The sequence below is a fragment of the Planococcus sp. PAMC 21323 genome (genome assembly GCF_000785555.1).
In the GTDB taxonomy this organism is placed as follows: Bacteria; Bacillota; Bacilli; order Bacillales_A; family Planococcaceae; genus Planococcus.
Window position 1 is genome coordinate 2,391,438 of the sequence record NZ_CP009129.1, and the last position, 13,595, is coordinate 2,405,032.

Annotated in this window: 9 protein-coding genes; 1 reads left to right on the forward strand and 8 read right to left on the reverse strand. The window is 41.1% G+C overall.

Annotated features, from left to right (window positions below; translation table 11 throughout):
• Positions 1-8 precede the first annotated feature (8 nt).
• The 3 genes from PLANO_RS11900 to PLANO_RS11910 all read right to left on the reverse strand — a co-directional run bounded on the left by PLANO_RS11900 (position 9) and on the right by PLANO_RS11910 (position 3,626).
• Positions 9-983: a GDP-mannose 4,6-dehydratase gene (locus PLANO_RS11900; protein ID WP_038704660.1), complete on the reverse strand. Its 975-nt coding sequence runs from the start codon at positions 981-983 to the stop codon at positions 9-11.
• Positions 984-1,401: 418 nt separating this feature from the next.
• Positions 1,402-2,427 carry an acyltransferase gene (locus PLANO_RS11905; RefSeq protein ID WP_038704661.1) on the reverse strand — a complete coding sequence of 342 codons (1,026 nt, stop codon included), beginning with the start codon at positions 2,425-2,427 and terminating at the stop codon, positions 1,402-1,404.
• A 239-nt stretch (positions 2,428-2,666) separates the two neighbouring features.
• Positions 2,667-3,626, reverse strand: a complete 960-nt coding sequence (locus PLANO_RS11910) for a patatin-like phospholipase family protein (protein WP_038704662.1) — start codon at positions 3,624-3,626, stop codon at positions 2,667-2,669.
• Positions 3,627-4,139: 513 nt separating this feature from the next.
• On the opposite strand from PLANO_RS11910, the gene PLANO_RS11915 reads away from it, so the two are divergent.
• Complete coding sequence (locus tag PLANO_RS11915; RefSeq protein ID WP_038704663.1) at positions 4,140-4,883, forward strand: C40 family peptidase; 744 nt, start codon at positions 4,140-4,142, stop codon at positions 4,881-4,883.
• Between the two features lie 793 nt (positions 4,884-5,676).
• Here PLANO_RS11915 and PLANO_RS11925 read toward each other — a convergent pair.
• The 5 genes from PLANO_RS11925 to PLANO_RS11945 form a co-directional block, all read right to left on the reverse strand.
• Positions 5,677-6,087: a DUF6843 domain-containing protein gene (locus tag PLANO_RS11925; protein WP_038704665.1), complete on the reverse strand. Its 411-nt coding sequence runs from the start codon at positions 6,085-6,087 to the stop codon at positions 5,677-5,679.
• A gap of 600 nt (positions 6,088-6,687) precedes the next feature.
• On the reverse strand, positions 6,688-7,851 hold the full coding sequence (locus PLANO_RS11930; RefSeq protein ID WP_038704666.1) for a S1C family serine protease: 1,164 nt from the start codon (positions 7,849-7,851) through the stop codon (positions 6,688-6,690).
• An 83-nt stretch (positions 7,852-7,934) separates the two neighbouring features.
• Positions 7,935-8,969: a hypothetical protein gene (locus tag PLANO_RS16200; protein WP_038704667.1), complete on the reverse strand. Its 1,035-nt coding sequence runs from the start codon at positions 8,967-8,969 to the stop codon at positions 7,935-7,937.
• Between the two features lie 45 nt (positions 8,970-9,014).
• The gene (locus PLANO_RS11940) at positions 9,015-9,683 is read right to left on the reverse strand and encodes a hypothetical protein (protein WP_038704668.1); all 669 of its coding nucleotides are present in this window, start codon (positions 9,681-9,683) and stop codon (positions 9,015-9,017) included.
• Between the two features lie 79 nt (positions 9,684-9,762).
• Positions 9,763-13,416, reverse strand: a complete 3,654-nt coding sequence (locus PLANO_RS11945) for a S8 family serine peptidase (protein WP_038704669.1) — start codon at positions 13,414-13,416, stop codon at positions 9,763-9,765.
• Positions 13,417-13,595 lie beyond the last annotated feature (179 nt).

Sequence of the window (13,595 nt, forward strand, 5' to 3'; positions counted from 1 at the left end):
ATCTTCTATTACTTTTTCAGAAAATCTTCAGCTTTGTTTTTACTGGAATACCAATTAAACGTAATGCGTAATCCTTTTTCGAACGGTGTAATTGGTACAATCCCTGGCAGTTGCTTTAGAGTGTCAGGTGATTTTTCTGGTGCAAATGCTTTATTGGAGAAATCGTTTTGTTTTTGTTGTGCATAATTTCCCGGGAAATGGGCTCCCATCAATGATGTGATGCACCAAGCAAGTTCTCGGTCTCCCATGCGTGCGTTATAGCCAATTTCGTATCGCTGTCCGGCATCCCCTAAATGAAATACCGTATCGATCGCTTCACATAAATCACTGACAAACAACCAATTGCGAACGTTTTGGGCTGACTCTTCAAAAACACCTAATTTTCCTTTTAGAGCTTGGTCAATATAAGCTGGGATCAGTTCTCCTTCTTTTTGCATGGGCCCGAAAACTTCCGGACTAGCGGTTGTGAGGACATTTAACCCTGTTTTCTTATGAAAGTCACAAATTATGGCATCTGCTCTTTTTTTGCTGTCGCTGTATAAAGTTTCTTTAGATATGTCTGTTAGAGAAATATGATGAAAGCAAGATGCCATATATTCTTCTTTTGGCTGATGCGGTGATTCCATCCAAGCATTTTCTGCCGCCTGCAGGAGGTTCATCGTACCGAGCACGTTTGTTTGTTCGTAAAGACGAATTTCTCCAACCCGTTCCTCGCTGCGTGTCTCTGCTGCGCAATGAATGATGTCGGTTATGTTATATAGCTCGAATAGATGATTGATTGCGTAAGCGTTCCGAATATCAACTCGGTGATACGAATAACGAGCTGCTTGATCTCTCCCAGTAACATTCCCTGGATAAGCGGCTTCCGTATTGTAATCGATATTCACAAGTTGGTATTCTGGATATTTGTTTAAATAATAACGAATAAGGTTAGACCCAATAAATCCGTGACCACCGGTAATAAGTATGGTTTTAGCATTCAAAGCCGTTCACCTCTCTCGCTTATTCATTAGGTCCAGGAAAGAAAAATGTGTTTTTTCTTTGTGCCACAAGACTTTTGTACCACTTACACTTACTATGTTATGACATTTAAGTTAAATCTAGGTTAAAAGTTCTTATTTTCTTAATATTTAATCATTATAACCCCTAAATAGATAATTTGCATTAGAAATCGACATAAAAGTTGGTCAATAGTCTTGATTTTAAATTAAATAGTCATGAATATTTAATAAAATGGAATTTATTTGATTTTATTTTACTTTTTTTAGGTTGCATCCAGATTTAATGTATCACTTTTTAGTTCTAAATGTTTACTGTTTTCGATTACTATTAATTATATTTTTATTTTTAGCCTAGAGTATATAAAAAAACAGCAGCCTCCTTTTAGAAGACTGCTGCTTTTTATGGTACTAACCGGTTGATAACGGGAAGCTTTTGCATGATCAAAATAATGACGAACGAAATGCTAAAGATTACTATCCACACAAGCGGCACACTAACAATCGGATTAAACGTGGTTTCATTGAGTCCGAAAAATTTATTTAAATAAATTTGGATAAGCGGATGAATGATGTATATCCCGAATGTCGCAGTACTGATGCGTGTAATCAAGGCGTTTGGTTTGATCTTATTGGCCCTATGTTGGAAGCCGATAAAGATGAATAATGTGATGAGTAGGTTGTTTGGACGGTAATGTTCATAGAAAAAGTCATCAAACTCACCTACAGGTAGACCCGCATTTAAATTGGAAGTGCCCCAAACCGTTGCGATATAGCTAACTAATGCCAGTATGCCCAGTGTCGGTAAATATTTTTTGGGTACTGGATAAAGGACCAAGTACGCACCTAGTAAAAAGTAGCCGATATACGGTTCAAAGAGTCCTGCCGATAAGGCGATTTCAAAGTCTAAGAATTTTGGAAGAAACGGCAGGAAACTTGAAAAGACGATCCAAAATAGTAATAGGGCTTGGAATGTTTTCTTATCCATGTACTGGACAAGTAGTTTTAAAAATGGCGCCATGATGTAAAGACCGGTGATGGTGTAGAGAAACCACAAGTGGTAATAGATGTCGTCGGTCAGGAATTGAACAAGAATTTCGTAGGCGGTATACGATTCTTCTAGTTCAACTATATTGTACAGCGTATAAACAATGCTCCAGAAGATTAATGGAATGACGACTTTAGACAAGCGTTTTTTCAGAAACTCCAGAACGCTTTCTTCTTTGTCGCGCGTTAAGAGCAATGCACCACTGAGCATAAAGAAGACTGGTACGCACCAGCGCAAGCCGGCATCAAAGATATTGGCAAAATGCCAGATCCAATCGTCGGGTGTGGTGCTATTGATGATTTTAGATACTACATGAATGCCAACGACGACGAATATCGATATCGCACGCAACCAATCCATATAGTCATATCTTCTAGTCATGGGGGGTGTCTCCTTTAGGTCATCTTTTTAGAAAGAAGAAAGCGCTTCGGGCGGACGATTGCTTCTTAGTGTGTGGTATTAAGGTTATTAGTGTAATTGTGTCGATTCCACTTTTTCGTGTGTATTATATAGAAGGAAAATATAAAGTCGTATAAATATGATGATTTTTTTCTTTTATTCGCTTTCTTATTTTAGCTTGTTCGCCCGAATAGAGCCACTACAATTTGATTGCAATTGTGTTACTTGATTAGTTGTTTGCAGAGCTCACGAATGTCTTGTTGCCGGGAGTCGAGTAGTTCTTGGCCGAGTTTGATGAGTGCGTTGATGTTTTGCGCAGAGCCGTCGTCTAGTTTTTCGGTGCCGGGTTGGAGCAATTCAATTTGAAAGCGGTAATACCGCTTGCTTTTTTCTTGGTCAGGTAGCACAAATTTTAGTTGGTAGTCGACGACGTCGGAGCTACCGTCGGATAGGACATACCATAAAGGCTTTGCCCAGCTGAGCAATCCCCATGTTCTGAATTTCTCGAATTGAATGGTCAGCTGTGGGTTGCCTGTTCCAAGCGATACGATTAATAACTCTTCTCCTGGAAAGACATCTTTTGCTTCTGCGTAAGCACACATCGCTGGATTATTGGCAAACACACCCCCATCGATAAAATTAGCTCCTGGATATTCTTTGATTTTCTTCGGAATAAAATAAGTAGGCGCTGCAGATGCTGCTCGGGCAACATCTCTCATCTCGACGTCTCGTTCAATTTTTTTCGTATGGATGTCTCGACTTTTAAAAAAAGCGGTAAAACGCCCTTGAAGTTCGTAGCTCGGCACAACAATATCGACAATTGCTTCTGACAGCATTGTGTGTCCGAAATATTTTTTCAATGCTTTTTCAAGCGCACGTGCTTGGTAGCGACTTGTGAATATACCTCGCGTTATTTTGAAAAATAAGGATTTGTCAAAAATCTCGTGTGACTCTTCTTTGTAGAACCCGAGAAATTGTTCTGCTGTGTATCGCGGCTTTGTTTGATCGTGTGGGTGTGGCGCAACGAGTCCGAGTGCCAATATGCCTCCCGTTGATGCCCCGACAACCAAATCAAATAGTTCCGAAACCGGCTTTCCACTTTGGGCTTCTAACTCTGCAAGCAGCATCGCTGGGATAATCCCTCGCACGCCGCCCCCATCTATAGATAAAATCCGTTTCATCTCGACACCTCTATTCAGAAAGTTCTGACTTTCATCTATTGTAAGAAGTTGGGCTCTGCTTGTCAAAATCATTTAGTCAATCATTATTGTAATCTCATTAGTCACGCAATTAAGATAGTAAATTACTTTTTTAATATTTTCTTGATCGAGAGATTTAGGTGTCTAGTCTGTAGTGCGTATTTTTTATATTTTTTTGCTTTTGTATAAGTCAGGTATAGCTGTAATACTTTTTAAATTTGGTTTTATTAGGCATTTAATTGTAAGTAAAAACCCATTATTTCCGCTCAAAACTGTTTTATTCGGCTGAAAAAGGCGTTTCCAAATCTTTTTCCTGCTTGAAAACACCTGGTATTAAAGGGTTTTGGAGTTGTCTTTTAATTGTTATACAACTGTAATATAACTGCAATTGAATTGACGTTGTTTTTAAGTTGCTCTGTCTATATAGTAAATGACAGAGCAAAATATTATTAATTCATATACTTGAATAATAAAAACTTGGAGGAACCAACAACAATGAAAAAGATATTCTTCACGCTACTTACAGCAGGATCATTGCTATTTGCTAACTCAGTCACTGACGCACAGACAACTCAACCGGTTCAAAACGAAATTTCAACTTCTCAAGAATCTACAGTTTCAACTATAGAGCAAGTTGCAGCAAGCAAAGCAACTGCCAAATCAGGTACATTTAAAACAAAATACAATTCTAATGTTCGCGCAGATGCGAGCACAAAATACAAAGTTGTAACGGTAGCTAAAAAAGGCGCAGTTGTTACAGCGACTCACCAAAAGAAAGTCGGCAAATCAACTTGGTATAAAGTAAAAGTTAACGGCAAATCTGGTTGGATTTTGAGCACATTGTTGACATCTACAACTGTTAAGAAAGCTTCCGTTAAAAAAGCTTCTTCTTCATCAGTAGTATCAGAAGCACTGGCTTTACAAGGCATTCCTTACAAATTTGGTGGCACGACAACTTCAGGGTTTGATTGCAGTGGATTTATCCAATATGCGTTCAAACAAGCTGGTAAAAGTGTTTCACGTACGACATTAACGCAGTTTGCTGAGAGCTATACAGTAAGCACTCCACAACCAGGAGATTTGGTTTTCTTTGCTAATACGTACCGCCCTGGGATCTCACACGTTGGGATTTACATCGGTAACAACCAGTTCGTCCATTCAGGCGGAGCGAAAGCTGAAGTTAAAAGCATGAATGATCCATACTGGGGCAAGAAATTCCACAGCTTCAAACGTTTCTAATCAACCATAGAACTCCAAAAGGGTGACCCGAAAGTCTGCTAATAGCAGGGTTTTGCTGGTCCTCTTTTTTTGTTTTTTTGGGGGGGGAGAAATCGCTGCAGATGGACGCTTTCCTGCGGGCGAAACGCTGAGCCTCCTCGTCGCAAGCTCCTGCGGGGTCTCATCACTCCGCTTTCCCGCGGGAGTCGCCATCTTTCGCTCTTTCTTAGGTTTTTCCGCACAGTATATGGATAGAATCTAATGATCATTTTTATATAAAGATTAGGTATGGATCTGTAGTTATTTGTACTTATCGCGTTTCGCACGCGAAACGCCGGCATTCTAAGGTAGTGGGTTTTTATATGTTTTTTTGTTTGATATATGCGTGTGATTTTCTTACATGAACTTTTTTACTTTTTACCTGAACTTTTTGTCCTCTTACCTTAACTTTTGACAGCTTTACATGAATTTTTGAATGCCTTATATGTAGGCGGTTTTCTTACGTTAACTTTTTTACTTTTTACCTGAACTTTTGACGGCTTTACATGAATTTTTGGACGCTTTATATGTAGACGGTTTTCTTACGTTAACTTTTTTACGTTTTACCTGAACTTTTCATCCTCTTACCTGAACTTTTGACGGTTTTACATGAATCAAAAGCCCACAACCTATGCATCATCTCCTTTTGTTCTCTCACAAGTTCAAAAACTGCTTTTATCATATCTACTTCACAAACAAGACATGTATTTCTTATGAAATGCATGTCCAAATTTGAACCAATAAAAAATAACACTGCTAGCTGCAGCGTTATTTTTTATTGACATAAGTCACTTGGACCGTCGAAAGAGAGAATGAATTTTTCACTAAATGGTGAGTCGCTCGAGATCATTGCACCATTCGCAAATTTTTCCGGATCTATTTCTTGAGTTCGTTCACCTTTTTTATTTACATAGAACGCTTTTTCCATATGCCATCCTAGATTCGTTATAACGCTTGAAGGCGAAGAGGTAAATAACGTTCCGCTTTCAGGTACTGGGATTAGCAGTTCGTCGTCTACAATCTCCAGTTCTGGTTTACCTTCTCTAAAGAAATGAACAGAGACACATCCTTCTAACCCTTCTGGCAGGAGATAAGTTACTTCGACGTCCTTTGTCTTCGTGTAAAACCAGCCAGCCACTAAATTGCCTACTAAAATAACGCTCAATATCACTACTAATGTTTTCATCTCCCGCACTTGCCTCTTCTCTCGACTAATTTTACGAATCTTGTGTTTGTCTTTTTCTTACCTTTATTATACTTTTTTAGTTTTGCAGAGCGGAAGTATTTATTTTTATTATAGGAATTCCACTCACAAATATAGAGTCACTTTTCAAAACATGCATCTTTGAAAGTATTAACACCTAGGAAACACGGCTATTTCTACCATCACTTAGCGAAGGCGCGTGCACCACCGCTGCCGAGCGTTTCTAGAACTTCACACGTCCATCCTACTACTAAAACATGAAGCTCCTGGTATACGCCAACTCTCCAGCCAAGGAGCGTCTCGGGCTAGGCGAAGCAAGAAGACGAGTGCTCTTCTCGGCTTATTGCGGGAGCCATGCCCAAAGCGAGCGAAGGCGACTTTTAGAACTCCTTAAAATTTATCACCGCTTTCCTACACACCAACCCTAGCCAAGGAGCGTCTCGGGCTAGGCGAAGCGAGAAGACGAGTGCTTTTCTCGGCTTATTGCGGGAGCCATGCCCAAAGCGACCGAAGGCGACTTCTAGAACCCCACATTACCTACTACTCAAAACACAAAAAACAGACTCCCTTAGAGCCTGCTCCTCATTGATTCACAATACCGTCTATCTGATAATCTCCGTACTCATCAATCACCACCGTGTACATGCCTTTATGCGAAATCGTAGACGACTTGTCGCTCGCTTTGTCATGATACGTAAACTCGGCTTCTGCTTCGACTAGTGCGCTGTCACCCTCAATTTCGATTGAAGTGATAGTTGGCTTGACGACGTCGTAAATGAGATTCGGGTCGCTGTATTCTTCGATCAGTCCAGTCGCTTGTTGTTCTGCATTACTGCCTGGGAAAATATAAGACATGTAATAGGTAGATTCACGATCGTTTAATGAATACGGCAATAGCTCATAATATGCGGAGATAAAGCCTGCTAGAAAGTCTTCATCAAAATACGCGTCTTTGACATCTTGCAGCACAATTTCCTCTTCTTCGGTAATAAGCGGATCATTGATCCATTCGGTTAGCTGATCCCATACGGTGTAGATGGGGATTGCGTAGCCCAGATCTGGATTTTCTTCAATAATGATGGAGTTGATGCCGAGTAATTTTCCGGTGTCGGCCGCGATTAAGGGGCCGCCACTAGAGCCTTGCGCGATTTCTGCGCTCATCTCGTACAGATTCGTGTATTCAAATTGATCGGAGAAATCGAGTTCGGTATCCGTGATTTCGCCTATCGTTGCCGTGTTGCTTTGGTCGTTCGGGCTACCGATGGCGACAACGGGCGTGCCAATGTCGACAGGTTCCATTTCAATTTCGAGCGGTTCTTTTCCAGCTAATTCGCTGACGCGAACGATGGCTAAATCTTGCGTTTCAGATATGCCGATTAGATTGCCGTTAAATTCTTGGCCATCACTGTTTTTCACCGTGATGTACGATGCGTCTAACACCACGTGAGCATTTGTTAAAATGTCACCTTGGTTGTTGATAAGAAAGCCTGATCCTTGTTCGAGATCGGTGTAAAGCGTGTAAACATGCGTTTTGGCGTTTGCGATCATCGATGCGAGTTCGGTTTCAGCTTCTGGTGTGCCACTTTCTGTTTGTTGTTGAGTTGATTGAGGCGGTCTGGTTTCAGCGGGTAAATCTGGTTTCATCATTAAGTAAATGCCCAATGCCATTACGAGTACCAATGCTATGGATAAGGCGGCGATGATTTGATTGGTTTTTTTGATTTCCTTGGATGTTCTTCGTGTCATTTCAAATCAACTCACTTTTTTTCGTTCTTGATTTTATTATAGACGGTTTGAGTAAGCAATGGTTTCATTTTTTTGAGAGGTGTTTATTCTTCTTGAAGCAAGTGATCAATCAGTTCTTTAGTTGAAGCATAGTTTTGGCGCTCTTCAAGTAACATAGTAACTTGTGGGCCTGACGGTTCTATCATTACTAATTCGACCGTTATTAACGGTGGCTCGATGTTGTCAAAAAAAGAAAAGATGGCGTCAAAATCCGCTGCTAAATTAGGATTTTGTTTATTAAGTTGACCTGATACAAAATAAATAGTTGTATATGACTCAGTGCACTCTCCTTGTTGATTGACCGCTTTGCAATAAAGCCATAAATCGCCTTCCGGTTCGCCACGAAATTCAAAGCGTTCTGTTTGTGCTTGAGTAGCCGCATCTCGCCATTTGTCTTGCAGCTGATTGCTTACTCTCGATAAATCATTGAGGCTACCCTTTAAGATATACGCTTCAACTTCTGCTAAACTTCGATTGTCACCTAGTTCCCGTAGATCTACAAAAATTCCGTATTTGCCTTCTTTATCGGTAATAAAGAATTTTTGAAAATCAAGTTTGTGTTTTTCTTGAAGATCGAGAAACTTTTTCACCTTCTTAACTTCAGATTTTTCAATCGTGTCAAGTTGACGATCTGTTTCTAGAATCACCCATCGAACCGAATCTTGAGTTCGGAAGCTTTTTACGACGTGATTGACGAAATCGCCAGTTGAAGGTTTTGTATATCCAATCTCTTCTAACTCAGGCAATAATTCCTCCAGTTGTTCTTTTAATTGATAAAACGCCAATTGCATTTTGTAATCATCGCGGTAAATCGTAGCGTAATTTTCGGTATCTACCGTGACCGTAAAAACAACATCTTTTTGTTCTTCAAAAGCCATTTGGTAGCTATGCCCATCTACGAAACTGCCCTTTGTTTCACTAATAATATCAACGTCCATATCATACTTTTCTTCAATAAATTCTTTTATTTTATGGTCTTCTATTTTATCATCAATAATCTGGTTAATAAGCCACCACATGACGACTCCACTGATTAAAAAAAACGGGATCGTCATGACGATTAGAACATTCTTTTTCACCCAGTATCACTCCTTTTCATCTTATTATTTTCATTAAAAAGCAGTTTACTGACTCATGATATACGCTTTTATTTCTTCGTCGCTTTGAATACCCTCTATCTCCTTCAAGTTTAAGACAATTTGTGACCGGTCCCAGCGGTTGTATAGTTTGATTTTCTGAACATCAATATCGTGATCTTTTATAAGATTCAACACCGCAATTATGGATTCAGCTTCATTTTTTTCAATGCTTTCGTAACTCGTTTCTGTTTCTAACATGAGCCAGCGAATCTGGTTCTCGGTTTTTATATTTTCTAAACCCGTTTGTATGAGCAAACCACTTAGTGGTTTTTTAAATCCAATCTTCTCTATTAATGGCAGGATTTTTTCTGCTTGTTCTTTTGCTTCATGCTCTGCCAACATAATTTCGTAATCATCATGATAAACGGTAGCGTAATTCTCGGTTTCGTATGTGACTGTGAAGACCACATCTTCTTGTTCTTTAAAAGCCATTTTATAGCTTTTGCCATCCACAAAGTTGTCAGGTGTAATATTTATAAAGATTGCGTCCATGCCATATTTTTCTTCGATAAAGGCTTTCGCTATCTCGTCTTCCGTTCGGGAGTCTTCAACTTCATCGAAAACGAATATCCCTACGTACCAAAAGACGATTAGCGTCGCTACACCAATCGCTAACACACATGCTGCTAAGATGCTTAGGAATATCTTTTTCATTCCCACCGCCCCTTTTTGCCTTATTATAACCTTAAACAAAAAGAAATAGCTGAGACAATTGGTCTCAGCTATTACGGCATTATTTTTTTATTGTAAAGTTTTGTTCTGTGACATTGCCTGCTGCGTCGATTACTTTTAAGGTGAATCTGTTCTCACCTAGATCAGTCACCGGAACATCAATCGTAATGTCTTCATCAAAGCTATTTTCTCCGTAAGGCTCGCTCATAGCCTGGCTATAAACTTCACTGTCGATTAAATATACTTTGATTTTGTCCATATTATCTGTCACGTTAAATGTGATTTCTGCGCTATCTTGATCAGTTTCTACAGTTTCTGGAACGTCCAATAGCTCGATTTCTGCAGGTTGCGTATCGATTAACACTTGGCTCCGTACTTCCATCTCGTTACCTGCTTCATCAACTGCTTTAACAAAAATATCGTTGCGGCCGTCTTCTAGTGTTAAAACGTGTTGGAAAAACATGCCGTCAAATCGATTGGCTTTTTCTTTGTTTACGGTCACCGAAACAATGCGTGAACTGTCTTCTACAGATCCGAATACTTCTACGCGTTTTGTGCCGTACACTTCAAAAGGTCCTGGCGCAAAAACAGAGATTGCCGGTTTTTCCGTATCGGCAATTGCATCTGTTAAGAACACCGTGGTTTTATTGCCAGCAGTGTCGTGGAAAACCGCTGTCAGTCGGTCACCTTTATCGATTGATACTGGCAGTTTATAGCTAGTCGTTTTAGGCGCTAAGGACTCGTCTTCATACGTATCAAGATTTTCGGTCAGTTCGATGCCGTTGTGGAACACTTCCCAACGGTCGGGTCCCCCGCCTCCTGTGTTATCAGCGAAACTCGTGACCTTAACGGTATTGGCCGCCGCGTCGAGTGTTGCAGTTGCCGTTGGCGCGACTGTATCGACAAGAATTGGCATGGTTAATGACTGCCACTCCGCATGTGGATAATCAATAACCGCACGCATTTCGATTTGATAGTTGCCGTCTTTAACGGGTATTCCTAGCACTTCCCCGTTCCATTCGTTGATGAAATCATAATAATACGAAAAATACTCGGCAAAGTTTTTCACTAAGTTCTTTTCCGTTTGCAAGGTGCGCAATATTTTGCCGTTCGCATCAAGTACATTTACTTCTAATTGTTTGGCGTTGCGTAGAAGCGAAAATACGGGAATGATCGATTCCCTACTGCCATCGCCGTTTGGTGAAAAAGCAAAACGTTCTGGCGCAAAGCCTGTCTGATGGCTGCCTCCATTTATAATCTGTCCGAAATCGTCCGTTAAAAACGTGGTTGCATAAAACGTTTCTGGACTCCATGCAACGTCATCGAAAACAGGGGCTTTGTCCCATTCGCCGTTAAATCCGAAATACGGTACGGAGAGTGCCGTATTGCCAGACACTGCTTCGTCCTTGTCAGTTAATGTAATAAACCCATCGATAAAATACCCATTTTTAAACGCCGCAAATTCTGGACGTCCACGTAAAGTCGAGATATCGATTGTCACATTGATTTCTTCTGTACTGTTTGCAGAAACAGTAACGGTTTCAGGTGCAGTAATATTCACGAAACTTGTCACTACGTTTGAGCCGGCACGGTTTGGGTCGGTAATATCAATTTTCCGTTCCGGGTGTTTGATCGCGTAATCGGTTTGCACGCTAACTGCGACATTGTAGGTCGCGTCCTTATCCGAAAAATTCTCGGCTTGCAGTGTCATGGTTAGTAAATTGTTTTTAATTTCTTTTAACGCTACTTTTGCGTCACCGGTATTTTCGTCGGTTACCAACACATCGGTTGATAGCGCGTCATGCAATTGCATGAGCCCCGCTCCTTGACGACGCGGCGACACGTATTGACCTGCGACAAGTTCCACAGGATTTGCCGTGTTCATCAATAAGTTTTTCGCAAACTCTACGCGGTCTCGCCCTTCTAGACCGAGTTCTTCAATCCGTTGGAACACAAGTGCACTACCACCCGCTACATGCGGCGCTGCCATTGAAGTCCCACTCATTAAGCCGTATTCATTGTTATTAAGTGTGGAGAAAATATTGCCTCCTGGTGCAGTGATTTCTGGTTTAAAATCCAAATTAGGTGTGGGTCCCCAAGACGTAAACTCACTCATTTTTCCTGCATTCGGATTAGGCGTTTCGAGTTGTTGGCCGTCAAAATCGATCGTGACCGCTTTCCCGCCGTCCAACGCTGCTTTCATTGCCAAGCCGTCCTTTTGTAATGTCGATAAAAATGGAATTTGAATAAACGGATCAAACTCCATACTGACGGGTCCAGTCGTGTTGTTGTAAATGAGTACACCAGCTGCCCCCATCGATTCAGCCATATACGCTTTTTCTGTAAATGGAATAACGCCTCGTTCGATTAAAGCAAATTTCCCAGCTACATCTTTTCCTTCAAAGTCTTCTGGTTGTCCAAGGCCGACGTCGACAACTGAGTACGATTTCCTCGGCAAATCTTTTGGGTCGACTTCATTTGCTGCTAAATACAACGCACGTCCTGTTTGTACGCCGTCAACTTGATACGTAAAACTTTCTGTTGTGATTATACTGTTTTCAAATGATGCCACTCCTAGCGAATCCATCGCGGTTCCTGGTGTACCGATTAATCCGTAATCTGGATTTTTCGCAAATGGCGATTGAAAGCCAGATCCGAGTAAGTCTTCATTGCCTGCAGAAATGGCAACGAGTATGCCATTATTGGTCGCGCGTTCCACTGCTTGCTGCTCTGGACTCGACGTATCCACAAACCCAGCCGTTGCACCGAGTGACATATTGATCACATCCGCGCCTAGCTTAATGGCGTCATCCATTGCTTTAATGTAAATATCTCCAAAAGTGGTCGGATACATGGCATCGTTGCCAAATACTTTTAGCGCCAGCAATTGCGCTTCTGGAGCAACCCCTTTAATGCCGCCGTTTTCTTCGTCGCCGTTAGCCGCAATTGTTCCTGCTACGTGCATGCCATGCATCGATGCGGTTGGGGCAATGTCGCGGATTTCATTGTTTTTATCCATATAGTTATAACCAAATGGTACTTTCTCCGTAAAGAACGCACCTTCTTCAATGCTGTGATCCGCAACAAATTCTTCTACTGTTTCTTTCGTTAACCCAGCCATTTCGTTATCATTTAGCACCATGTCACGGTGACCCGGGTCAATCCCCGTATCAATCACTCCGACAATCATTCCTTCTCCTTTAAAGCCGTAATCGCGCCAAGCTTGCTGCGCTTGTACGAGCTCTTTGGAATGTTTCATGAGTGGCTCTACTTTCGGCCGCTTGTATTCGGTCGCTTCGTATACTGCTTTCACATTTGGCAACTTTTCGATCTCTGCGACTTGCTCTGCTTCGACTTCTGCAGAAAATCCATTAAATACTGCCGTAAACGTTTCGAGGTAGTCGATTTCTGGTGCTATCTTATCGATTGCCACTTGCGCAATGTCTTGCTTTACAAGCGCTGCTGCTTCAATTTGTTCTTTTTGCTTTTCCGGTAATTCTTTATAAAGCACTCCTTTTGTCGTCGCCGCTTCAATCGTCGGCTCTTCTTGTAGTTCAATGATGATGCGCACCTGTTCTTTTGGTGACTGCGGCTTTAGCATCGCTTTTGATAAGTTAGCTTCCCTGTTTGGTGCTTCTGACAATACGGGACTGCCAAAAGCCGTGAAGCTGCTCCATACCAATAAAACACATAGCCACATACGCGTTTTTGTCATACAAATTCCTCCTTCGAGTGATTATTATCACAATTATCAAATAATTAAGTCATCTTCATTTTTCCAGTTAACGGACTAGAAGTCTATGGTTCCAAAGCTATCTTATTTGTTGGATTGTGGGATTGGATTTGGGTATTTTGATTAGTTGAGGGAGTGGTTTATTTCCTTTTTTTAGGTTT